Source organism: Ornithinibacillus xuwenensis (assembly GCF_039614845.1).
GTDB classification, from domain to species: domain Bacteria; phylum Bacillota; class Bacilli; order Bacillales; family Amphibacillaceae; genus Ornithinibacillus; species Ornithinibacillus xuwenensis.
Map to the genome: position 1 here is coordinate 545,541 of NZ_JBDIML010000001.1, position 23,853 is coordinate 569,393.

Annotated in this window: 22 protein-coding genes and 1 other RNA gene; 18 read left to right on the forward strand and 5 right to left on the reverse strand. The window is 36.4% G+C overall.

All coding sequences use genetic code 11. The features are described 5' to 3' along the window. The first annotated feature begins 20 nt into the window (after positions 1-20). The 10 genes from mgsA (at position 21) to nth (ending at position 11,628) form a co-directional block, all read left to right on the forward strand. Positions 21-437: a methylglyoxal synthase gene (gene mgsA / locus ABC228_RS03275; protein WP_345823650.1), complete on the forward strand. Its 417-nt coding sequence runs from the start codon at positions 21-23 to the stop codon at positions 435-437. Further along, positions 434-1,567, forward strand: a complete 1,134-nt coding sequence (gene bshA / locus ABC228_RS03280; RefSeq protein WP_345823651.1) for an N-acetyl-alpha-D-glucosaminyl L-malate synthase BshA — start codon at positions 434-436, stop codon at positions 1,565-1,567. Before mgsA ends, bshA begins: the two co-directional genes overlap by 4 nt. A gap of 36 nt (positions 1,568-1,603) precedes the next feature. Next, a complete protein-coding gene (locus tag ABC228_RS03285) occupies positions 1,604-2,803 on the forward strand; it encodes a CCA tRNA nucleotidyltransferase (protein WP_345823652.1) in 1,200 nt (399 codons plus the stop codon). Beyond that, entirely contained in the window at positions 2,779-3,771 is a 993-nt protein-coding gene (locus ABC228_RS03290) for a biotin--[acetyl-CoA-carboxylase] ligase (protein WP_345823653.1), read from the forward strand. Before ABC228_RS03285 ends, ABC228_RS03290 begins: the two co-directional genes overlap by 25 nt. Before the next feature lie 163 nt (positions 3,772-3,934). Further along, entirely contained in the window at positions 3,935-6,721 is a 2,787-nt protein-coding gene (gene dinG, locus ABC228_RS03295; protein ID WP_345823654.1) for an ATP-dependent DNA helicase DinG, read from the forward strand. A 397-nt stretch (positions 6,722-7,118) separates the two neighbouring features. Continuing rightward, positions 7,119-7,640, forward strand: a complete 522-nt coding sequence (locus ABC228_RS03300; protein ID WP_345823655.1) for a cell wall elongation regulator TseB-like domain-containing protein — start codon at positions 7,119-7,121, stop codon at positions 7,638-7,640. 15 nt (positions 7,641-7,655) lie between these two features. Continuing rightward, on the forward strand, positions 7,656-8,837 hold the full coding sequence (locus tag ABC228_RS03305) for a pyridoxal phosphate-dependent aminotransferase (RefSeq protein WP_345823656.1): 1,182 nt from the start codon (positions 7,656-7,658) through the stop codon (positions 8,835-8,837). 62 nt (positions 8,838-8,899) lie between these two features. Further along, positions 8,900-10,192 (forward strand): asparagine--tRNA ligase, encoded by a 1,293-nt coding sequence (asnS, locus tag ABC228_RS03310; protein WP_345823657.1) that lies wholly within the window; start codon positions 8,900-8,902, stop codon positions 10,190-10,192. 87 nt (positions 10,193-10,279) lie between these two features. Then, positions 10,280-10,969 carry a DnaD domain-containing protein gene (locus tag ABC228_RS03315; protein ID WP_345823658.1) on the forward strand — a complete coding sequence of 230 codons (690 nt, stop codon included), beginning with the start codon at positions 10,280-10,282 and terminating at the stop codon, positions 10,967-10,969. After that, a complete protein-coding gene (gene nth / locus ABC228_RS03320) occupies positions 10,969-11,628 on the forward strand; it encodes an endonuclease III (protein ID WP_345823659.1) in 660 nt (219 codons plus the stop codon). Before ABC228_RS03315 ends, nth begins: the two co-directional genes overlap by 1 nt. A gap of 43 nt (positions 11,629-11,671) precedes the next feature. Here nth and ABC228_RS03325 read toward each other — a convergent pair whose 3' ends face one another. Both ABC228_RS03325 and recU read right to left on the reverse strand, forming a co-directional pair. Then, complete coding sequence (locus ABC228_RS03325) at positions 11,672-14,374, reverse strand: PBP1A family penicillin-binding protein (RefSeq protein WP_345823660.1); 2,703 nt, start codon at positions 14,372-14,374, stop codon at positions 11,672-11,674. A 17-nt stretch (positions 14,375-14,391) separates the two neighbouring features. Beyond that, entirely contained in the window at positions 14,392-14,967 is a 576-nt protein-coding gene (gene recU / locus ABC228_RS03330) for a Holliday junction resolvase RecU (protein WP_345823661.1), read from the reverse strand. Positions 14,968-15,111: 144 nt separating this feature from the next. Here recU and ABC228_RS03335 point away from each other — a divergent pair, with 144 nt between their 5' ends. From ABC228_RS03335 to ABC228_RS03370, 8 genes are all read left to right on the forward strand, one after another. Further along, positions 15,112-16,062, forward strand: coding sequence for a DUF2515 family protein (locus ABC228_RS03335; RefSeq protein ID WP_345823662.1), 951 nt, complete (start codon positions 15,112-15,114; stop codon positions 16,060-16,062). A 254-nt stretch (positions 16,063-16,316) separates the two neighbouring features. Then, entirely contained in the window at positions 16,317-16,586 is a 270-nt protein-coding gene (locus tag ABC228_RS03340) for a hypothetical protein (RefSeq protein ID WP_345823663.1), read from the forward strand. 107 nt (positions 16,587-16,693) lie between these two features. Beyond that, a complete protein-coding gene (locus ABC228_RS03345) occupies positions 16,694-17,044 on the forward strand; it encodes a DUF1798 family protein (RefSeq protein ID WP_345823664.1) in 351 nt (116 codons plus the stop codon). 72 nt (positions 17,045-17,116) lie between these two features. Further along, entirely contained in the window at positions 17,117-17,515 is a 399-nt protein-coding gene (locus ABC228_RS03350; protein ID WP_345823665.1) for a cytidine deaminase, read from the forward strand. A gap of 154 nt (positions 17,516-17,669) precedes the next feature. Continuing rightward, positions 17,670-17,978 carry a cell division regulator GpsB gene (gene gpsB, locus ABC228_RS03355; protein WP_345823666.1) on the forward strand — a complete coding sequence of 103 codons (309 nt, stop codon included), beginning with the start codon at positions 17,670-17,672 and terminating at the stop codon, positions 17,976-17,978. A gap of 66 nt (positions 17,979-18,044) precedes the next feature. Further along, positions 18,045-18,420: RNase P RNA component class B (gene rnpB / locus ABC228_RS03360), an RNA gene on the forward strand. A 128-nt stretch (positions 18,421-18,548) separates the two neighbouring features. Next, a complete protein-coding gene (locus tag ABC228_RS03365) occupies positions 18,549-19,694 on the forward strand; it encodes a THUMP domain-containing class I SAM-dependent RNA methyltransferase (protein ID WP_345823667.1) in 1,146 nt (381 codons plus the stop codon). Then, positions 19,691-21,190, forward strand: coding sequence for a carboxypeptidase M32 (locus tag ABC228_RS03370; RefSeq protein ID WP_345823668.1), 1,500 nt, complete (start codon positions 19,691-19,693; stop codon positions 21,188-21,190). The genes ABC228_RS03365 and ABC228_RS03370 overlap by 4 nt, the downstream gene beginning before the upstream one ends. A gap of 105 nt (positions 21,191-21,295) precedes the next feature. Here the strand turns inward: ABC228_RS03370 and ABC228_RS03375 are convergent, their stop codons facing one another. Genes ABC228_RS03375 through ABC228_RS03385 form a run of 3 tightly spaced genes read right to left on the reverse strand, consistent with a single transcriptional unit; the run spans position 21,296 to position 23,658 of the window. After that, positions 21,296-22,981: a b(o/a)3-type cytochrome-c oxidase subunit 1 gene (locus ABC228_RS03375; protein ID WP_345823669.1), complete on the reverse strand. Its 1,686-nt coding sequence runs from the start codon at positions 22,979-22,981 to the stop codon at positions 21,296-21,298. Beyond that, positions 22,981-23,484, reverse strand: coding sequence for a cytochrome c oxidase subunit II (locus tag ABC228_RS03380; protein ID WP_345823670.1), 504 nt, complete (start codon positions 23,482-23,484; stop codon positions 22,981-22,983). Before ABC228_RS03380 ends, ABC228_RS03375 begins: the two co-directional genes overlap by 1 nt. A gap of 30 nt (positions 23,485-23,514) precedes the next feature. After that, positions 23,515-23,658: a cytochrome c oxidase subunit 2A gene (locus tag ABC228_RS03385; protein ID WP_345823671.1), complete on the reverse strand. Its 144-nt coding sequence runs from the start codon at positions 23,656-23,658 to the stop codon at positions 23,515-23,517. Positions 23,659-23,853: the final 195 nt, after the last annotated feature.

Sequence of the window (23,853 nt, forward strand, 5' to 3'; positions counted from 1 at the left end):
ATCCTATTTGGAGGTAACCTATGAATATTGCCTTAATTGCTCATGATGATAAGAAGTCTAGTATAATTGGCTTTGCAATTGCGTACAAACACATACTTGAAAAGCATACACTTTATGCTACTGGTACAACCGGGAAATTAATTTCAGATGAGACAGGTCTTGCAATACATCGCTTTCAATCAGGTCCAATCGGTGGAGACCAACAAATCGGCGCTTTAATTGCAACGAATGACATGGATATGGTTATATTTTTTCGAGATCCATTAACTGCTCAACCACATGAGCCAGACGTGAGCGCCTTAATGCGATTATGCGATGTATTTCAAATTCCATTAGCTACAAACCTCGCTTCAGCTGAACTATTTATCCATGGTTTAGAACGAGGAGATTTTCATTGGAGAAATGTGATTAAAACGAAGAAGGATCGTGAAGGATGAAAAAAATTGGAATTACCTGTTACCCATCAGTGGGTGGTTCAGGAGTCATTGCGACCGAATTAGGAATTTTATTAGCAGAACAAGGTCATGAAATACATTTTATTACATCAAGTCTTCCATTCCGTTTAAATCGTGTATATCCTTCTATCTATTACCATGAAGTAGAAGTGAGTCATTATCCAGTCTTTCAATATCCGCCGTATGATTTAGCACTAGCTACGAAAATGGCAGAAGTAATTGATCGTGAACAGTTAGATATTTTACATGTACATTATGCGATGCCTCACGCAATATGTGCCATACTCGCGCGTGATATGGCTAAGCGAGATGTGAAGATTGTTACAACATTACATGGGACTGATATTACGGTTTTAGGAATTGATAATACATTCAAACGAATGATTAAGTATGGCATAGAGCAATCGGATGCTGTAACTGCTGTTTCAGAGGATTTGGTTCGTCAAACCAAAAGCATGATTGACGTAGAGAAGGATATTTCCGTTATTTATAATTTTATTAATGAACAAGAATATTTTAAAAAGAACTTAACGCAAATTAAGAGTCAATATGGTATATCAGATGACGAGAAGGTTGTCATTCATATTTCTAATTTTCGTAAAGTAAAAAGACTTGAGGATATTGTCCACACGTTTCATCTGATTAAAGAAAATGTGAAGGCAAAGCTTTTATTAGTTGGCGATGGACCAGAGTATTCCAATACATTTAATTTGGTTCAAAAGCTAGGGATACAGCAGGATGTTTTGTTTGTAGGCAAACAGAAGAATATAAGTGATTTGTTGTCAATTGCTGATTTAAATTTGCTGTTGTCAGAAAAAGAGAGCTTTGGCTTGGTGTTATTAGAAGCCATGGCATGTGAAGTTCCTTGCATTGGAACAAATGTTGGTGGTATACCAGAAGTTATTACACATAATGAAACAGGTTATATTGTCGAGCTTGGTGATATAGAAAGTGCAGCTGCTCATGCTACAGAAATACTTCAAAATGAAGATTTACTTTATACTTTTTCAAAAAATGCACTACATCATGTTCAAGAAAAATTTCACTCATCAATAATTTTAAGGCAGTATCTCGATTTGTATCAAAAAGTTCTAACAGAAAACATAGAATAAGTCTCAGAAAATTTGAGACCAAGAGGTGAATACTCCTTGTTATTAACAAAGCCCTTTCAGGATGCATTGCCTATTATTGAAGCTATCGAAGAAGCCGGTCACCAAGCATACTATGTTGGAGGTTGCGTTCGTGATTTTTTGTTAAATTGTCAAATTGGTGATATCGACATTACTACCTCTGCTAAGCCAGACGTTATTCAAGCAATTTTTGATGACGTAATTCCTGTAGGGATTGAGCATGGTACAGTAATCGTCCGACATCAAGATGTTTCTTATGAGGTTACAACCTTTAGAGTGGAAGGTGAATACTCTGATAAGCGCCATCCGGATACGGTTGAATTTATTAATCAAATAGATAAAGACTTAGAACGTCGTGATTTTACTATCAATGCACTTGCGATGGATAAAACTGGCGAGATAATAGATTTATTCAATGGGAGAGAAGACCTTGAAAATCGCATTATACGCACGGTAGGAAATGGTAACGAACGGTTTAAAGAGGATTCACTTCGAATATTAAGAGCAGTTCGGTTTACTAGTCAATTAGGTTTTTGGATAGACGAACATACAAAGCAGGCAATTATAAACGTAAAACCAGAAATAGAAGGGCTTGCAATTGAACGAATTACAAAAGAACTCCACAAGCTATTTGCGGGAAATTATGTTGCAAAAGGTTTGGAGTATTTAGTAGATCTACATATAACAGCTCATATTCCCATCTTAAAGCAATTTAAAGATATACAGACTTTACAGCATATCACACGGCCACTTTCTTCATTGAGTGAAGTGATATGCTTCATCCACCAGCGGGAACCCAATATACAAATTCGTGACATCGTAGCAGAGTGGAAGTGCTCGAATAAAGTACTGAAAAATGCGATGCACTTAAATGAAGCTATTCGCTATTATAAGTCAAATGGATTAGATAATTGGTTAGTGTATGTATTACCACCAGAATTATATAAAGGATTTTCACAACTTATAGCCGTACTTCTTTCAGAAAAAGTGGATTTGGAAGCTTTAACTACTATGCATGATAACTTAACAATTCGTTCAAAAAAAGACCTTGCTATAAATGGTAATGATATACTAGAGATGTATCCAAATCATAAAAAAGGACCATGGATTCATTCTGTACTGATAGATATGGAGAAGCAAGTCGTTCTAGGGAACGTATTCAATACGAAAACAATGCTAAAGGAGTGGATAAAATGGAATCCACCCGAAATAAATTAATTCATCTATTATCGGTAAGTAATGACATATTTATCTCTGGACAGGAGATATCGGATAAACTAAACATTTCAAGAAGCGCGATTTGGAAGCATATGAAAGAATTAGAAAAAGACGGTTATATTATTGAAGCAATTCGTAATAAGGGCTATCGTATTGTTGATGCTCCTAAAAAAGTAAGTCAAAATACCATTCAATGGGGACTGAATACGGAGTGGTTAGGAAAAACAATCTATCATAAGGAAACAACAACCTCTACACAGCATATAGCCCATCAATTAGCACAGGTTAATTCAGCTCATGGCACGGTGGTAATTGCTGATGAACAGACTGCAGGTAAGGGAAGGTTAAGTCGACAATGGCATAGTGCTAAACAACAGGGGATTTGGCTTAGTATGATCATTAGACCCAATATATTACCCCATTTAGCACCACAGCTAACCTTATTAACGGCAACAGTCTTAGCAGATGTACTAAAACATGAATTGAAGCTTGATCCGAAAATAAAGTGGCCGAATGATATCATCATGGATGATAAAAAGATAGCAGGTATTTTAACGGAAATGCAAGCAGAACAAGACCAAATTCAATATATTGTCATTGGGATGGGGATTAATGTAAATCAACAACAAATTGATTTACCTGCGGATATTCAAGATAAGGCGACCTCAATAAGTATTGTTTCCGAGAAGAAATGGGATATTACAAACCTAATTCAACTAATCCTAGTACAATTTGAAGAGACCTATGCTGCTTATATGAGAAAGGGTTTTTCAGTTATAAAGGAAAAATGGGAGCGTTACGGGTATCGTATCGGTGAAATAACTCGAATAAAGACCCATAAAGAAGTGAATGAAATAAAAATTATTGGAATAGCTGAAGATGGAGCTTTACTAGCTGAGAGCCTGGATGGTAAAGTAAGTAAGGTTTATTCCGGAGAAATTGATTGGTTTGATAAGGGAAGCTTCTAATGGATTCAAAGTTGAATGACTTCCATATTGTGAGATATGGCATACTCTTATCGTATACAAGATAAGAGTTTTATTCTTGAAGCAAAGTAAAGGACACTTAGAAAAAGAATATAGGAATTCTAGATAGTGTAACATAACAATGAATAGTAAAGGTGGTGAGGGAATGGATCGATATGTTGTAATCGATTTAGAAACGACGGGGAATTCAGCTGCAAATGAAGATAAAATAATTGAGGTTGGGATTGTTGTCATCGAAAACGATCAAATTACCGATGAGTTTTCTACGATGCTACATCCCAATAAATCAATACCACCTTTTATAACAAAGTTAACAGGTATCACCGATAAAGATGTTGAGCATGCACCGACATTTGAAGATATGGCTGATACGATTGTGGAATTATTCGAGAACAGTTATTTAATTGCACACAATGTTCCGTTTGATTTAGGATTTTTGAATGCTGAATTATCTGCAATAGGTAAAAAGAGATTAACTAATCCAGTTATTGATACAGTAGAGTTAACGAGAATATTATATCCACAAGCACCGGGATTTAAGCTTGGCATATTGGCGGAATACCTAACTATTACACATGAAAATCCTCACCGTGCGTTATCAGATGCATTTGTAACTGCGAAGCTTTTTATTAAGCTAAAGGAAAAACTATCCTCATTACCATATGAGACAGTTCTTCACTTACTTAAGCTTGAAAAAATGCTGAAATCTGATTTATATCAACTGTTAACTGAGCGAAAAGATGCACTTGCCTTTCATGTGCCCACAGATGAGGAACACATAACCTTTAAGGGACTTGCATTTCGTAATAATGTGCTTGAGAAAAGAAAGTCAGTTACACTGACTTCATCGTTTGGCGAATATTTGGATTCTATTTATGAGAAGGATGGTGCAATGGAGCACCACATGAAGCGTTATGAGAAAAGAGAGGGTCAACGCATCATGTCTGAGGAAACATACGACTCATTTCAATCCAAAAAACACGCTTTAATTGAAGCGGAAACTGGTACAGGGAAGTCTTTGGCATACTTATTACCAAGTATCTACGAAGCAGTCAAATCTGAACAAAGAATTATCATTAGTACATATACGACACAATTACAATCACAATTGCTAGAGGAAGAAATACCACTAATTCGAAAGTTGGTATCTTTTCCTTTTAAAGTTGCCCTGTTAAAAGGCAAACAGCATTACATTAGTCTTGAGAAATTTGCGAATGAAGTGAATAGTGATCAACAAGATAATTATGATGTTGCATTAACCAAAGCTATGCTGCTTGTATGGCTACTAGAAACCGAAACAGGTGATATAGATGAATTACATTTACCATCACATGGGCAATTATTTTATAAACGAATCTCTGCGGATACAGAAGGTCAAGCAGACCCTGCCTCTCCGTGGTATAAATACTCCTATTATCAAAAGGCACGAAGAAAAGCACAACAAGCAGACATTATTATTACCAATCATGCATTGTTATGTACGGATATGTTTAATGAATATCAATTCTTACCTTCCTATGAGAAGGCAATTGTGGATGAAGCGCACCACTTAGAAGAAACAGCTTCTAAGCATTACGGGTTGAAACTAGACTATGTCAATATGCAGCAAGTATTAAATCAATTAGGTTCCTTTGGAGAAGGAAAATGGATAGAGAAAATCATCTTTGATAATCCTTCTGTTGAGGACAGCATTTCCAAAGAGCGTTGGAACGACCTTTATGCGCTAACAAAATATGAGCTGGATGATTTGTTCCGTACCATTTTTCAGTATGTCATCAAACAACATGGCTCGCAAAAAGTTCTTAGTGATGTGGGACGTATTCAATATCGATATGAAACGAGAAAAGAGCAAGAAAACAATTGGCTGACGATTAGAGAAATGGCCACACGAATGATATATTATTTACGGGACTTAATTCATTTGCTAACTATGTTAGGACAGGAATTGACTGATAAAGAAATCAAGGAAGATGTGCATCATAAGATAGAGATTCTGCAATCCTTTATCGACGGCTTAGAACAGTTATTTTTGTTAGATAATGATGCTACAGATGTCAAATGGATTGAAATTGAAGCCTACGGAGCAAAAAATGCAGTATATCTTTATAGTGAGCCTGTAAATATTTCTTCTATTTTGGCGGAGAGTTTTTTTGATGTTAAAGATAGTGTAATCTTAACGAGTGCTACACTTACCATGAAAAACTCCTTTAGCTTCATTCAAAAACGACTGGGACTTCGTTCTGAGCGCTTAAGTACTAAAAAAATACCATCACCATTTTCATATAAGGACCAAGTACGCGTCATGATTCCAGATGATTTCCCCGAAGCGACATATGGGAAAACAGATGATTTTATTACTGCTACGGCAGAGGCAATTTTATCGTTAGCTGAGATAACCAATGGAAGAATGCTTGTTCTATTTACGTCATATGATATGCTTCGAAAAACCTATTACTTGCTTAAAGAAGCAATTGAAAGCGAAAATTTTGTGTTGATCGCGCAAGGAATTTCAAGTGGTAGTAGAGCAAGACTAAAGAAAAATTTTCAAACATTTGACCAGTCTATTCTTTTAGGAACAAGCTCTTTCTGGGAAGGAGTCGATATTCCTGGAGATGATCTATCCTGTCTGATGATTGTAAGATTACCATTTCAGCCGCCCAACCATCCCGTATATGAAGCAAAATCAATTGAGATGAAAAAAAATGGGGAAAATGCCTTTTATGAGCTTGCATTGCCAAATGCCGTGATTCGATTTAAACAAGGATTTGGTCGATTGATTCGCTCAACCAATGACAGAGGTATCGTTTTTGTATGTGATGCCCGTATTATTAAATCCCGATATGGAAATTATTTTACAGAATCAATTCCAGCGGTTCCAATTGCATATGATTCGACTGCTAATCTAATGGAAAAAGCAAGCGATTGGTTTTAAGGGAACAGGTCATCAGTAGGTAGTCTTAGAAGGGACTATGATGCTAATTTAGGGTTCAGGGAGAATGAAGCATTTCTATTTTTATAAAAAAATTACTGATGCGTGAATGCATCAGTAACAATGTTGGTATGGTGTTTAGAAGAATTTTTGGGTTGAAATAAATAAAATCAAAACAAAATATAATTTTGCTGATATAATGTATGTGTTTCATCTTATTTAAGTTCAACTTTACTATATAGTATAATCAGCGACATAAGAAGTATGTTTAACAATAATTGATAATAAAAGAAGCCATAAAACATGTATATAGAATAATGGAGGTTTAAACTAATGAAATCCCAACGATTTAATTTAGTGGTTCATGACATAAGAATTAAGGATAAGTTTTTACAAAGTAATGAATAATAGACGATTAAATTTTCCCTCCTGGACAAAATGGGTTGTTCTTGGCGTACTTCTACTAATGGTAGCTATTATTGCTTTTATTACTTTCCTTTATGTTGATATACAAAATAGTAAAACAGAAGGCTATTTCTCTGCCGAAAAACGTGTGCTAGATGAAACATCGATAACTAGCATTCGTAATACCATACGATTCCATGGTGATGAAGCGTATCATGTCGTTTATGGTGAAACCGAGAAAAATAAAGAACAGATTGTCTTTGTACCAAACGATAAAAAGGTGGATCTCACCATTGTCGATCAGGAGGATATCCTATCCTCTGACACCATCGAATCTGATTGGAAAAAAAATTGTTCTGGATGTGAGCTTAAGAACATTGTACCTGCTATTATTAAAGACAATGTACTATGGGAGATAACATACATAGATGAGGCAAATCGATATGTTATTGATTATGTATCCATGTATGATGGAACACAATACGAAGAATTTCGTTTCAAGAAAATGTTTGAATAAGTGAGGGATATGTAAATGGAGATTGCAAATAGAGTAAGAACATTAACACCTTCGACAACATTGGCTATCACTGCAAAAGCCAAAGAATTAAAACAAAGTGGATACGATGTAATCGGACTTGGAGCAGGGGAACCAGACTTCAATACACCGGATTATATTTTGGATGCCGCAAAGAAAGCAATGGACAATGGCTTTACAAAGTATACACCAGCTGGTGGAACAAATGATTTGAAGCAAGCTATTGTTGATAAGCTATCTACTGATAATGAGCTATTATATAATTTAGATGAGATTATTGTTACTTCTGGTGCCAAGCATGCCTTGTATACGCTCTTTCAGGTAATTCTTAATGATGGTGATGAGGTGATTGTACCAACGCCTTATTGGGTCAGTTATCCAGAACAAATAAAATTGGCTGGTGGATCTCCAGTATTTCTTGAAGGTAAAGAGGAAAATGAATTTAAAATTACGCCTGCACAGCTGGAGAAATCCATTACTGTTAACACCAAAGCAATAATTATTAATTCACCAAGTAATCCAACTGGGATGACTTATAGTGAAAGCGAATTGTTAGCCATTGGAGAATTTTGCTTAAAGCATGACATACTAATCATTTCCGATGAAATTTATGAAAAGTTAATTTACACAGACGATAAGCATATATCGATTGCACAGCTTTCACCGGAATTAAGGAATCAAACAGTGGTAATTAATGGAGTATCAAAATCACATGCTATGACTGGTTGGCGGATTGGATATGCAGCTGGTCCAGTTAAGATAATTAAGGCGATGACAAACCTGGCATCTCATTCAACATCAAATCCTACCACAATTGCACAATATGCAACAGTAGCTGCGTACAAAGCCGAAAAGGATCCTACGATTGAAATGAGGAAAGTATTTGCAGAAAGACTTGATGCATTATATGATTTAATAGTTGACATTCCAGGAATTACTTGTAAGAAACCTAAAGGTGCTTTTTATCTTTTTCCAAATGTATCGGAAGCAGCTAAGTTAAATGGGTTTTCAACTGTTGACGAATGGGTAGCTGCACTATTGGATGATGAGAAGGTAGCTGTGGTTCCAGGCTCTGGATTCGGTGCACCAAATTACATACGTTTATCCTATGCGATTTCGAAAGAACAGTTAGTAGAAGCAGCAACCCGTATTCGACGATTTGTAGAAAATCGCTTGTAACCTAAGATTTCATCATGATAATCCCGAAGGATGTAACTTTTTAACTATTGGAGGTAATTTTATTGAAAACAACAATTGCACAAGTACCTGAACATGAAGGGGAAAAAGTAACAATAGGAGCTTGGCTTGCAAATAAGCGATCAAGCGGTAAAATCGCATTTTTACAATTGCGAGATGGTACTGGATTTATTCAAGCTGTTGTTGTCAAAAGTGATGTTAGTGAAGAAACATTTCAACTAGCTAAGAATTTGACACAAGAATCGTCTTTGTATATTACAGGAACTATTGTAGAAGATACACGATCACCGTTTGGCTATGAAATGCAGGTAGAGGCAATTGAATTAATCCATGAAGCAACAGATTATCCAATTACACCAAAGGAACATGGTACTGAGTTTTTAATGGACCATCGCCATCTGTGGCTACGTTCTAAAAGACAGCATGCTGTCATGAAAATTCGTAATGAAATTATTCGTGCGACATATGAATTCTTCAATCAAAACGGATATGTTAAAATTGACCCACCGATCTTAACTGGATCTTCTGCGGAAGGTACTACTGAGCTTTTCCATACAAAATATTTTGAAGAAGATGCTTACCTATCTCAAAGTGGACAATTATATATGGAAGCAGCTGCTATGGCCTTTGGTAAAGTTTTCTCATTCGGACCAACCTTCCGTGCGGAGAAATCTAAAACGCGCAGACATTTAATTGAATTTTGGATGATTGAGCCTGAAATGGCATTTGTTGAGCATGATGAAAGTCTTGAAATTCAAGAAAATTATGTTAGCTATATCGTTCAATCAGTGCTAAAAAATTGTAAGCTAGAGCTAGGAATTCTAGAGCGTGACACAAGTAAGCTAGAAAAAATAAAAGCTCCATTTCCGAGAATTTCATATGATGATGCAATTCAATTACTGAAAGATAAAGGATTTACTGATATTGAATGGGGAGATGACTTTGGTGCTCCTCACGAAACTGCTATTGCAGAAAGCTTTGATATGCCAGTGTTTATTACAAATTATCCTGCAAATATTAAAGCATTCTACATGAAGCCAGATCCAAACCGAAATGAAGTCGTACTATGTGCTGACTTAATCGCTCCTGAAGGATATGGAGAAATCATTGGTGGATCTCAGCGTATCGATGATCTTGATCTTATGAAGCAGCGCTATGAAGAGCATGGGCTTACAGGTCAAGCGTACCAATGGTATTTAGAGCTAAGACAATTCGGTAGTGTACCACACTCAGGATTCGGTCTTGGTCTAGAACGAACTGTTGCCTGGTTATCTGGAGTTGAACACGTTCGTGAGACAATTCCTTTCCCAAGATTATTAAACCGTTTATATCCATAATTTCATCTCAATCCCTTGCTAAATTGCAAGGGATTTTATTATTGAATCACCTTTTATCATGCTATACTTAGATAGAGGTGCAATCATATGACAAAATTTAATTCATTTCAACATATTTTATTAAATCAAGTATCATTACCCACCAAGCTGCTTACAGATTACAAAGAAATGGGTCTTAATGAGACAGAATTAATGGTTATCATACAGGTACATCGATTTATTGTACAGGGCAACTATTTCCCAAGTTTAGAAGAGCTATCAAATACATTAACTATAGATGATAAATCATGCTCCCAAATTTTACGGAAGCTTATCCAACTACATTTATTACGTATTGAACGTTCAGAGAATAATCAATATCAATTGAGTGAAGCATATTCGCTTGAGCCATTATGGGAGAAGCTATTCAAGCCTGAGGTAAAGGAGAAAAAGCAAGAGTCTGATGAAGGATCGTTGTTTATTTTATTTGAACAGGAATTCGGTAGACCAATCTCACCTTTTGAAATCGAGACAATCAATGTCTGGCTAGACGAAGATGATATTGCTCCTGCTCTAATAAAAGCCGCACTAAGAGAATCTGTTTTAATGGGGAAGTTAAATTTTAAATATATGGATCGGATATTAAGAGAGTGGAAGAAGAAGGGTATTCATTCAGTTGAGCAAGCACGAGAAGCAAGCAAACGATTTCACGACTACCAAGTATCCAAGCAACCAAACACCCCAACTAAAAAGCGTGATACATCCATCTATTATAATTGGTTAGAGGGAGAGGAATAATGTTAACAAAGAAAGATATCCGATTTTGTTTAGATGAAATTGCTGAAATGTTTCCAGATGCAGAATGCGAGTTGACACATGATAACCCGTTTGAGCTAGTTATTGCTGTGTTATTATCAGCTCAGTGTACGGATGCGCTAGTAAATAAAGTTACAAGGGATCTCTTTAAGAAATATAAAACCCCAGAAGATTATTTACATGTTTCATTAGAAGAATTACAAAATGATATTCGTTCGATCGGTTTGTATCGTAACAAAGCTAAGAATATTCAGAAGCTTTGTAGGGTACTTTTAGAAGAATATGATGGTGAAGTTCCAAAAACAAAAGAAGAGCTTGTTACCTTAGCAGGAGTAGGGAGGAAGACAGCTAATGTTGTTGCTTCTGTTGCCTTTGGCGAACCAGCGATTGCAGTAGATACACATGTAGAACGTGTTTCGAAGCGACTTGGTATTTGCAGGTGGAAGGATTCTGTTGTTGAAGTTGAAGAGACTCTGATGAGGAAGGTTCCACAGGAAGAGTGGAGTGTAACACACCATCGAATGATATTTTTCGGTCGATATCACTGTAAAGCTAAAAATCCTAATTGTCCAGAGTGCCCATTACTTGAAGTATGTAGAGAAGGCCAAAAGCGAATGAAAAAGAGAGAAGCAGTAAGCTAAAAAGAGGAGTTCCGAATAACGGAACTCCTCTTACTTATAGTAATTATTCTTCTGAATCGTTAGGATCAGGGTCTTTGGGCGTCTCTGTTCCTCCAGATTCATCTTCAGATCCTTCTCCTGGATCACTTGGTGAAGCAGGGATTTCAAGTGTTGTACTTTTTGTTTCACCTCGAACTCCTGAATTATTTCCATTCTTACCAATGGAAGTAACTCGAATTGTGTAGGATTGACCTGGCTCGAAGGTACCACTTATTTCAATGCCATTTGATTCTACCACCTGTGTCCCACCTTGTGGTCCTTCGACAACAACCTCAAACGTAGCTGGTGGTCCATTATAGCCCCATGAAACATCAATAATAGACTGTTCAGCAACATAAGCAGCAGTTAAGCCTTCTACAGGCTTCATCGCTTCAGTTTCTTCCTCATCTTCTGCAACTTTTACAGAGACAGATTGTGGTTCACTACGTTTTTCCTCATCTTGCTTATTGACAACTACAACCTGAATCTTATAGTCAGATCCTGCAGAAACCTCTGTTATTTCGACTTGATTTTCTTCGGTAGAGGAGAGAACTTGCATTTCTCCACCATCAACACTTGCTGAAATTTCAAAGGAGACATCATCTTCAGAGTCGTAATCCCATGAAACATTAATTGCATTATTACCTTTGCTATATTCTGCCTTCAAATTACTTACATGGTCTAGCTTATCATATTTCTCCGAAGTCTTTTTTGGTTCTGTGCCTTTAACAAATAATTCGGTAACGATTTTTGATTCTGGTGTATATTCACTAGGTAGGGAAGCAGGATTTGAACCTTTTTCAACAGCAACCTCTACAACTGAATCTGGTTTTTTAAAATCTGGTGTGTCAACATCCTTCGATATTTCAGTCATCGTGTTTTTAAACAGGTGATGAGCAATCTGTGTGTCTGCATATGGCATCGTACGTTTTCCATCATCATACCCAACCCAAACGGAAATTGTGTAGTTGGTCGAATAGCCCGTCACCCAAGAGTCTTTCGCGCCTTCAGCGTCCTCAAGGTTTGTAGTACCAGTTTTTGCAGCAACTGGTAATCCAGGAATTCTCGCATTACCACCAGATGACCCTTCAGATAATGCGGTTTTTAGCATATCAGAAATCATATAGGCTGTATAATCCGACATAGCTACCTGAGGCTCTGGAGTTAAATCAACAGTTCGTTCATCAGGAAATACAACTTTTGTAACGGCATGTGCCTCATAACGGATACCTTCATTAGCAAATGCTTGATAAGCGCTCGCCATTTGTAATGGATTAACTGTAGTATCTGCACCACCAATTGCATCGGTTAACTGAGGCTTGCCGTTAGCAAATTCTATCCCTAGATTATTTGCGAATTTTTGTGCATTATCATAGCCGACTTCATCAACTAATGTTTTAACAGCAGGAACGTTCAATGATTCCTGTAAAGCATAGCGCGCTGTCATCCAGCCTTGATATTCACGATTCCAATTTCGAATTACTTGACCGTCAGTTCCAGCAATTTCATAAGGTTTATCATCATTGATTTGGTGGTAAGTCGACATTTTGTTATATTCAATTGCAGGACCATAGGCAACAATTGGCTTAAAGGTTGATCCAGCTTGGTTACCACCTTGTAATGCATAGTTAAAGCCGTTTTGATAGCCTCTATCTCCACCAATCGCTCGAATTGCACCAGATTTTGTATCGAGGACGACCATACCTGCGTGCAAATCTTCATTTGGATAAGGGATAGGGTTATCTTCAGCATCCGATAATAAATATTCTACGTAATCCTGTGCATCTTTATCTAAAGTCGTATAGATTTGTAATCCATCTGAATAAATATCTGCACCATCTAATTTTTGCTCAACTTCTTTTTGAACCTGTTGTAAGAAAGCATCATAAGGTGATGATTCAGGCTTTTCTTTTACGAGTAATGACGTGATATCAACTTGTAATGCTTCGTCCGCTTCTGCTTGTGAAATCTTATCATGACGAACCATTAGTTTAAGAACAGTTTCCATTCTTTCCTTTGTTAAATCAGGATTATTAAATGGATCGTATGCAGTTGGACGCTGAGGCAAACCTGCTAAAATCGCCGCTTCAGGTAACGTTAAGTCATGCAAATCTGTTTTACCAAAATAAGTTTCTGCGGCTTTGGCTACACCATATGCTCCAGCACCATAATAAATTTTATTCAGATACATTTCTAAAATTTGTTCTTTGGAGTAATCTTGCTCTAATTTTAAAGCAAGCCATTGCTCTTGTACTTTCAGCTTCAACTTCTTATCAGGATCTAAGAAAGATTTTTCTACGACCTGTTGGGTTATCGTACTTGCACCTTCAGAACCAAACCCATTACGCAGGTTTCCTAAAATGGCTCCACCAATCCGACGAATATCGATACCAGGATGTTCGAAAAATCGCGCATCCTCGGTTGCCGTTACCGCATCGATAAGTACCTGTGGGAGATCATCGTAACCGATTTTTGTTCGTTTAAAATCACCCAAATCAGCAATTAACTCACCATCCTTATCATAAACCTTGGACGATAATGGATCTGATAATTTTGATGTATCAATTTCTGGTGCAGTGGCAATATAATAAGTGAACAAACCGGCGATGCCGATTCCGATAGCTATACAAAATAAGAATATTCCTAAGAATATTTTTTTCCATAATGGTTTCTTTTTGGCTTTCTTTTGTTTTCTACGTGCAGTGCGACTTTGGCGATTGTCTGCCATAACTCACTACCTCCAATCTAAAAATAAAGCTGATCAATAATCGATAAGTAATCAACTCTTTTTTGGTAATTAAACGGTATTTCATGGCCTTCCTGCTTTATTAGATTGTATGGTATTGATTTTCTACCATCACGTTGCTTTTCATACCAATGAAGAAATAATTTATCTGCAGATAGATAATAAGTCTCATTATGTAAAGCAAACCGAATAATCATAAAGCAAATTCCGCCATGGCTCACAATCGATTCCATATGCTTTATTTGGTGATCGTGTATATTGGCAAGCGGAAATGAAGTTTTATTTTTTGTTTCCTTAGCTTCAAAATCGATATGGCGATTTCGATAGAGGCCGTTGTAATCGGTTGTAGAAGCTTGTTTGAAGTAAGCTTCAGTGATTACGGCGGCACTTCTTTTCGGGTAATTAACATTCACTATCTGCACTGGTGTCGGCTTTTTATGAATAACTGCTAAGTCCATATCCAAATAATACTGATTTGTCATATTGATATCTTCTTCAAGAGTCATACCACGATTGCTGAATGTTTGGCTTATCTGTTTCATTGAAACTCTCTGTTTTCCATTTGGGTAATTCATTATTATGCCTCCTAGCATAATACAGTATCATATCAGAAAATTGCCTGCAGAGTAACTTTAAAGTCTAAAATACATAAATAATTAATAACGGAATCATAAAACTAAATTTATTCTAGAAAGCTTTATAAAGGCAGGAATAGTCTGATGCATCTTAGATGGCAAGACCAGGATTATCTATATTATATAACAAATAGAACAAGGAAGCATAATATTGATAATATTTCTCGTACGAAAGCATATCAACATTTCTATTTTGACTTTCCCGAGATTAAATGGGCTTTGATTGCCAGTGTTGTGTCTCGAAATGCAGGATGGAATATGACCGATTTACATTTAGCCCCCTATAAAAAAATGTTAGGTGAAGCAGAGAGAAAACGTTTATTCATGACATATGAACGAGCAAATTGGCTTATATTTTCTGATGCTTTTCCACAATTAATTGTATATCAATTATCCATACAACATGACTATCCATTATTTTATCTATTAAGAAAGTTACGTGTTTCCACATTCATGATTCGTGAATGGGAGCATTTTTGGCAAACAAATAATAAGGATCGATTGATGATTGCATTAATCATTAATGAACAAAATGTGATTCAAGCTCCAGTAATATCGCAATCATTTTTTAGAAAGAAAGTGTTTCTAAGTCTTCCTTATATGTTACAAAATGCTTTAATGCTTAATGCGGTTATACTACCTACACATTCAGGAGAGCTTTATGGTGCTTTTGTGCATCATTTTACAGATGTAACCAATCGAATTACGTTAGGGAAACAGTTAGCTAATCAAATCTTCCATCCAGAACTATATTCGAAGCTAATAAAATTTGTTCTCTCTGTTGAACATACAGGTTCTAGAACAGATTATGAAAAATTCCTAGATGTAACCCGTCCTAAGGGTCCTATGTTACGAATGGTATATCCAATTATTGAGCATCAAGATATTATTCGAAATGACTGGTTTTATTCAGGGGGTATGAAGAAGAAGTGGTTCAAGGCGGTCTTAGCGATCCCTAATGAAATCGGTACATCATTTTATTTAAAACGAAAGTTATTATATGCTTATTATCATCTGAAAAATATCGTAACGTAAAAAAGGATTTGCACATTCGCAAATCCTTTTTCTATTTTAAGTGGAAGGACGGTTTGGTCCATTTAGCTTTTTGTCGCCTTTTGTTAATGATTTCCCGTTTATTTCTTCTTTTTGTTTGTTTTGGTGTAAGTCTTTATTTTTCACTAGAACAACCTCCTTTTTCTTTTAGTTTGTCTAATTCATAAAAAAAAATGAATCTAAGCACTACTTTTGTATCATTTCTTCTAGTTTTGTCGAACACGGAGGATACCTTAATGAATAAAGCGAATAAGTTTGATAATACATTTTTACTAGAAAGGGTGATGAAAATGGGACTTGCTCTGATGAGAGAAAGAGAAAAGAACGGATATCCAAGAAAAGAATTTGTCTCTGCTTTATTACAAATAGGAGATACAGCACGGATTTCAGAACAAAAATTGGCACTGCAAATTGACAAACAAATTGAACAAGCGTATCAAAAACAACGGGATAGCCTTGTTCAAACCAAGCTCTTTATGAAGAAATTGAAGAAACGTCATGGATAGTATTGCATTCGAAGTTTTTTGTAGCGAATCCAAAGGTATTAGTCATGTCTTATTTAGCCTAACATGGTAAACTAGTTATAAAGCTAGATAAGAATAGAGGTTTTATCATGGAACTTGTTAACTATACCTATAAACTTAAAGAGTATCTACAAATGCTAAGAGAAGAATTCGAAAAAAATAATCCTCCTGAGGACCGTAAAGATAAAAAGTTCTTTCAAATGGTTAAGCAAAATACGCTTCCGATTTATGATTTATTGGAGAAGTGGGAGGAGCTTGCATTAAAAGTGGTAAAAGAGAGAAAGATAAGTGTACACCCAAATCAAATTACGTCAACTAGAGAGAATATGGAACTACTCTTAATGCATAGCTATTATATAGATGTTAGAAGAAAGCGATATATGGAATTAAATCAATCTGTTTCTTATGTTCTTGACCAGTTATTAAGGGAAATTGTTTAATACCCCAATCTTTACAATTCTGACAATTTTTATTATAATTAGCTTCCATACAACGAGAAGGGGGAAAAGGTGTTGTCTAAACAACAACTAATTGATCAAGCGATTGCTATAAGAGAAAGAGCCTATGTACCTTATTCCAAATTCCAAGTAGGAGCGGCTTTAGTTACAAGCTCTGGAAAAGTTTATACTGGATGTAATATTGAAAATGCTGCTTATCCGGTTACATGCTGTGCAGAAAGAGTTGCAATATTTAAAGCAATTGCGGATGGGGAAACAGATTTTGTTGAGATGGCAGTTGTTGCAGATACAGAACGACCTGTTCCACCGTGTGGTTCATGTCGTCAAGTTATGAGTGAATTCTTTCCATCTGACATGCAAATTCATTTAACCAATTTACACGCCAATACCATGACGATAAAAATGGAGGATTTACTACCGTTCTCTTTTCAAAAATCAGATATGGAAAAGTAATACATACGTAAAGTAAGAAGCAGATTGTCCTGTTTCTTACTTTTTTGCTATAATAAAAGAAGTTACACATACATATAGTATACTAACTTGCATTATATTATAGCTAACGTAGTAAGATCGAAATTGAAAGTAAATAAAATGAGGTGATGACACGATGCAACCAAATCGAGCTCAATTGAACACGAAGGATATTCTTGAGAAAGATTTTAAAACAGCTATGAGAGGGTATAATCAAGAAGAAGTTGACGGGTTTCTAGACATTGTTATCCAAGACTATGAAGCGTTTGGAAAAGAAATTGATCGATTGAAACAAGAAGTGGAACGTTTGAAAAAGAGTAGTGAGAGCCAGGTGAAAACTAGGTCGTCTAACACAGTACCACAGGTAAACTACGATGTTCTGAAACGCCTATCCAATCTAGAAAAAGCAGTTTTCGGTAATAAATACGCTAATGCAGAGTCCTAAACTAACTTTATTTACCAATGAAAAAGTAATCTAAATATGCTACAATAGTTGTAGATGAGAGATTGAATACTCACGTAATCGCTGCATTTTAGATGCAGAGGAAAGTCCATGCTCACACAAACTGAGATGTTTGTAGTGTTCGTGCTTGACGAATTCATAAGTCAAGGTAGCCTAACGGTTAACGGCAGGTGAAGTTCCTAAGTCTATATGATATGGAATTCTATCCTTGAAAGTGCCACAGTGACGTAGCTGAGATGGAAACATTTCAGGTGGAACGAGGTAAACCCCACGAGTGAGCAACCCAAATTATGGTAGGGGCATCCTTTATTAGGGAAATGAACCGAACGAGGGACAGGTGAATACCTGTAGATAGATGATTACAACCTAAGTACGAGGCTGACCACCGATTGCAGTACAATGGTACAGAACATGGCTTATCGAGTATTCAACGGTCTAATAATAAATAACCATAACCTTTTTGTATGCTTAGGCATGCAGAAAGGTTATTTTATTTTTAACGTTGTGGTACACTAATAATATTGTAAATCTGAACTTGAAGGGATTTTTAAAATGGCGCAACATATAAAGTTAATTGCAACAGCTGCAATGGGTTTAGAGTCAGTTGTAGCACACGAGGTAAAAAATCTAGGGTATGAAGTCGAGGTTGACAATGGGAAGGTTCTATTTGAAGCACCAATATCTGCAATTCCTAGATGTAATTTATGGTTACGTACTGCCGACCGTATAAAAGTAGTCGTTGGAGAATTTAGGGCAACATCATTTGATGAGCTATTTGAAAATACGAAGGCATTGCCATGGGAAAATTATATTCATGAGGATGGGCAATTTCCTGTCTCTGGGAAATCAGTTAAATCCACCTTATACAGTGTACCTGATTGTCAAAAAATCGTAAAAAAAGCAATAGCGGAACGACTTAAATTGAAATATGGTCTTGCTTCTAAAATGCCAGAAACTGGTGCGTTATACAAAGTAGAGGTTTCCATCTTAAAGGATAATGTGTTTATAACAATAGACTCTTCAGGAGTTGGATTACATAAAAGAGGTTATCGTGTTGGGCAAGGCGAAGCACCACTGAAGGAAACGATGGCTGCAGCACTAATTTTATTAACGAACTGGCGAGCAGAATACCCATTAATTGATCCATTTTGTGGATCGGGAACTATCGCGATTGAAGCAGCACTAATTGGTCAAAATATCGCACCTGGCTTTAATCGAGAATTTGCTTCTGAGGATTGGACGCTCATCAGATCAAAATACTGGGATCAAGCATTCGAAGAGGCGGAAGATTTAGCCAAGTATGATCAGAAGCTAGAAATCCTCGGTAGTGATATTGATCATAAAATGATCGAAATTGCTAAATCAAATAGTACAGAAGCTGGTCTAGGAGAATTAATTACATGGAAACAAATGCAGGTTAAGGATTTAACCATACGACAAAATAATGGGTATATTATTGGTAACCCACCATATGGTCAACGAATTGGTGATCAAGAAATGGTTCAAACGATTTACCAGGATATTGGAAATGTAATGAAAACCCATCCTTCTTGGAGTGTGTATATATTAACAGCGTTTGAGGCCTTTGAGAAATATTACGGCCAAAAAGCTACTAAGAAGCGCAAGCTATTTAATGGGTTTATTAAAACGGATTACTATCAGTACTTTGGAAAGAAACTAGGGGAGGAAATGTCATGACATCGATTTCACAAAACCAATCAGAATTTCAAGAGTATTTAAAAGAAATGAATGCGTATCGGGAAGCAATCACACTCATTCAGTGGGATCTAAGAACAAAGATACCTAAGAAAGGGGTCGAGCAACGCTCAGAGGTAGTAGGATATTTGTCTCATAAGCTACACCAAATGGAGACATCAGATAAAATGAAGTCTTTTATTGACGCCCTTAACGAACAGACTAATGATGAAGTACTCCAGAAAACAGTGTTAGAGTGTCTCGATACATACGAAAAGAATCGAAAAATACCAGATGAAGAATTTAGAGAATTTGTTATGCTACAGTCTAAGTCTGAATCGGTATGGCAGGAAGCTAGAGAAAAATCTGATTTCGGATTATTTCAGCCATATCTTGAAAAACTGGTTGACTTTAATAAGAAATTTGCAAACTACTGGGGCTATGAAGAAAATATTTATGATGCATTACTTCATAACTATGAACCTGGAGTTACCGTTAAAACATTAGACCAAGTATTTCCTAAGGTTCGTGAGTCGTTAACCGGTTTACTATCAAAAATTCAATCAAGTACTGTAAAGCCAGATTCAACAATTTTGAATACACACTTTCCAAAGCAGGGTCAAAAGGAATTTGCCATTGAAATACTAAAACGAATGGGATATGACTTTGAATCTGGACGTTTGGATGACACCATCCATCCATTTGCCATCACTCTTAACATAAATGATGTTCGTATTACTACACGTTACGATGAGCAAGATTTCCGGATGGCGGTATTTGGTACCATTCATGAAGGTGGTCATGCACTATACGAACAAAATATTAGTAATAGGCTCGCCGGAACACCTTTAGCTTCTGGTACATCCATGGGAATCCATGAGTCTCAATCTTTATTCTGGGAAAATTTCTTGGGAAGAAATAAAGTATTCTGGGATTCTCACTATGAATTATTTAAAAAGTATGCACCAAAGCATTTTGACAATATTTCGCTACATGATTTTTATCAAGCTGTTAATGAAGTGAAACCTTCACTAATACGAATTGAAGCGGATGAATTAACCTATCCACTTCATATTATGGTTCGATATGAGTTGGAAAAAGCGTTGATTAACAGCGAGATTGAGGTGAAAGACCTACCACATCTTTGGAATGAAAAGATGCAAGATTATCTAGGAATCAAGCCATCAAATGATAGAGAAGGGGTATTACAAGATATTCACTGGGCAGGTGGAGATTTCGGCTACTTCCCATCATATGCATTAGGCTATATGTATGCAGCACAATTTAATAATAAAATGAAGGATGCCATAAATATGGATGACGTTATTCAATCTGGTGATTTTACCAAGATCCGTGAGTGGTTAACCGAGAATATCCATCAATATGGCAAGATGAAGAAGCCACTGCAAATAGTTGAAGATGTAACAGGTGAATCATTAAATCCTGATTATTTAGTATCGTATCTAACTGAAAAATATCGTAATATTTACCAGTTTTAAGAAGCATGGGGAGACCCTGTTTCTTTTTATGTATAATGGCGAATCACTATTATGAAATATCCCCCACAAACCCTGCAGAAATATGCAGCGTATGTGGGGGATAACTTATCTCCCTATTGGCCAATCAAATGGCACAGATCCAGGAGGAGAATTTTGAATGATATCGACAAATGGAATTGTGTAGGCAAATAGAATTAATGCCACTGTAATACCAATCCATAGTTTCCAGTTTTCAAAGAAAGCAGGTGTTTGCTCTGCATCAGGTTCTTCTTCAGCTATAGGAAACTCTTCATCTCCCTTTGGAGCAAAGAAGGTTAGTTTGATAAAGATATAAACCATCAGGATGATACCGATAAATAGAATTGTTCCTCCAATTGCCTGTGCAAGTTGGTAGCCAATCCACTCAGAAACCTGCTCGCCACCACCATATTCAGAATAGGAAGAGCGTCTAGGTGCTCCTAGTAATCCTTCAATATGCATGGCACCAGACATAATCGTCATTCCAACAGTCCAAATAATAGCTTGTATAATACCTAAACGATTAAGCTTCGGTGTTAATGTTCTACCTCTTAAATGAGGAATTAACCAATAACTGATTCCAAAAAACGTTAACATTACTGTCGTTGCTACAGTTAAGTGAAAGTGACCAGTTACCCAAATGGTGTTGTGCACAACGGCATTCATTTGATGGGAAGCATTAATAATTCCACCTGCTCCACCAGGAATAAATGCTAGCATTCCAATAAAGGGAGCTAGAAATCGAACATCCTTCCATGGTAAATGCTTAAACCATCCAAATAAGCCTTTAAAGCCTTTTCTTCTACCAGTGATCTCAAATGTTGCAAACATAGAAAATGCCGTCATTAAGCTTGGAATTACAACCATGAACGTAAGAGCTACTTGAATAAACTTCCAAGTAGGATCAATCCCTGGTTCCGTTAGCTGGTGATGGAAACCAACTGGGATAGAAAAGAATAAGAATAAGACAAAGGACATTCTGGCTAGTGAATCGCTAAAGAGCTTCCCACCAATAATCTTTGGAATAATTGCATACCAAGCCATATAAGCAGGCAGTAACCAAAAATAAACTAATGGGTGACCAAAGTACCAGAATAATGTTCTGCTTACTAATACATTAATCGTCTCAGCATACCCCAGTGACCACGGAATAAATTGAATTAGTACTGCTGCAGCCACTCCCAATGTTGCAATAAACCATAATAATGTATTAATCGTAACCATGAATGCTAATAGTGGAGATTTCTCCCTTGGATGTGCTTTTTTCCATACGTATAACTGTCGCCAATTGACAAATCCCGCTATCCAGCTTCCGATGATAACCATTGCTAGACCAATATAAAACGCTGGATGAGCCTGAAGTGGTGCATAGAATGTATATAATACACTTGCTTGACCTAATAAAATTGCTGTCGCTGTTAAGACTGTACCAATCACCATAATCCAAAATGCAAGCCATGCTAATTTCCGCTGTTTAGTGGAAATGCCAACCGTTTTGCCCATTAAGGAAAAATGGAATCCAATAATAAAATAAGTGGTCAATACGAGTCCCAATATAACACCGTGTACAGTCAATACTTGATAGTAATCAATTCCAAAAGGTAAAGTGAATCTTCCAGAACGGACGAATACCTGTAATAAGCCCATTAATCCACCAATAAGTAAGGCAACAAATGCAACTGTAATATAAGACATATATAATTTCGATTCTGTTTTTTGGATCGTTAGTTGCCCCAATGATTGTTCATCTATATTTTTCTTTGCTAATTCCATTATTCATACACCTCCAAGGTGGCATACATCATGTGATGGCCAATTCCACAATATTCATTACATACAATGGTGTATGTCCCAGGGTTCTTCATAACCGTTTCTAAGCTACTAATATAACCTGGTTCAACCATCATATTTACATTTGTTCCTGCTACGTTAAAACCATGAACGACATCCTTTGACGCTACCTGGAACAATACTGTTGACCCTTTGGGAACTCGAATATGCCGAACTGCATTACCATCTTCATCCTTTCCAAGATCATAATAAAACGCTGAAGCTGCTATATTAAGGATATACTTATCTTCTTCAACTTGTGTTAATCCTAAATTTTCAGGTTTAAATGCTTCATTTGATTCAATATTATTTGGATCAATTGTGATTCCGTGACTCTGAGGATGTGTTCCCTGCCAAAAGGCACCATATCCTAACACGAGGAGAAAGACTACTAAGGAACCTATCCCAAACAATAACCATATTTTCTCGTACTTGTGTAAATGCATGTTCTAATCACGCTCCTAATCGTAAATGTTCTATCTCGAAATAAATAGTATATATGCTCCAACCCAGCTAATGATAAGAATGGCCCCTAATATACTGACTGAAACCAAGGTGCCTTTTAAGTCTTGTCGATTCTTTTCTTTGTCTTTACTAGCTGAAACTTCTTTGCTTTGCATTCCGCTAACCCCCTTAAACTTACATTAATGTCCTCGATTTAATCTTACACAATAAACAAGCGATGAGAGCCTTCATATCAAGGGATTCACAATTTGTTCAATTGTTTAAATTGGAGCTGATAGATGAATTTTACTAACTTTTTGGTTAATAAAGTTTGTGACAAAAATGTGTAGAAAATCGTAATAAAATATGAA

Coding starts and splice junctions, on each gene's coding strand:
- dinG (WP_345823654.1), top strand. CDS start 3,935: ATGGATCGATATGTTGTAATCGATTTAGAAACGACGGGGAATTCAGCT.
- ABC228_RS03315 (WP_345823658.1), top strand. CDS start 10,280: ATGACAAAATTTAATTCATTTCAACATATTTTATTAAATCAAGTATCA.
- ABC228_RS03290 (WP_345823653.1), top strand. CDS start 2,779: ATGGAATCCACCCGAAATAAATTAATTCATCTATTATCGGTAAGTAAT.
- ABC228_RS03300 (WP_345823655.1), top strand. CDS start 7,119: ATGAATAATAGACGATTAAATTTTCCCTCCTGGACAAAATGGGTTGTT.
- bshA (WP_345823651.1), top strand. CDS start 434: ATGAAAAAAATTGGAATTACCTGTTACCCATCAGTGGGTGGTTCAGGA.
- ABC228_RS03325 (WP_345823660.1), bottom strand. CDS start 14,374: ATGGCAGACAATCGCCAAAGTCGCACTGCACGTAGAAAACAAAAGAAA.
- mgsA (WP_345823650.1), top strand. CDS start 21: ATGAATATTGCCTTAATTGCTCATGATGATAAGAAGTCTAGTATAATT.
- ABC228_RS03370 (WP_345823668.1), top strand. CDS start 19,691: ATGACATCGATTTCACAAAACCAATCAGAATTTCAAGAGTATTTAAAA.
- nth (WP_345823659.1), top strand. CDS start 10,969: ATGTTAACAAAGAAAGATATCCGATTTTGTTTAGATGAAATTGCTGAA.
- ABC228_RS03365 (WP_345823667.1), top strand. CDS start 18,549: ATGGCGCAACATATAAAGTTAATTGCAACAGCTGCAATGGGTTTAGAG.
- ABC228_RS03375 (WP_345823669.1), bottom strand. CDS start 22,981: ATGGAATTAGCAAAGAAAAATATAGATGAACAATCATTGGGGCAACTA.
- recU (WP_345823661.1), bottom strand. CDS start 14,967: ATGAATTACCCAAATGGAAAACAGAGAGTTTCAATGAAACAGATAAGC.
- ABC228_RS03345 (WP_345823664.1), top strand. CDS start 16,694: ATGGAACTTGTTAACTATACCTATAAACTTAAAGAGTATCTACAAATG.
- ABC228_RS03340 (WP_345823663.1), top strand. CDS start 16,317: ATGAATAAAGCGAATAAGTTTGATAATACATTTTTACTAGAAAGGGTG.
- ABC228_RS03305 (WP_345823656.1), top strand. CDS start 7,656: ATGGAGATTGCAAATAGAGTAAGAACATTAACACCTTCGACAACATTG.
- gpsB (WP_345823666.1), top strand. CDS start 17,670: ATGCAACCAAATCGAGCTCAATTGAACACGAAGGATATTCTTGAGAAA.
- ABC228_RS03380 (WP_345823670.1), bottom strand. CDS start 23,484: ATGCATTTACACAAGTACGAGAAAATATGGTTATTGTTTGGGATAGGT.
- ABC228_RS03335 (WP_345823662.1), top strand. CDS start 15,112: ATGCATCTTAGATGGCAAGACCAGGATTATCTATATTATATAACAAAT.
- ABC228_RS03385 (WP_345823671.1), bottom strand. CDS start 23,658: ATGCAAAGCAAAGAAGTTTCAGCTAGTAAAGACAAAGAAAAGAATCGA.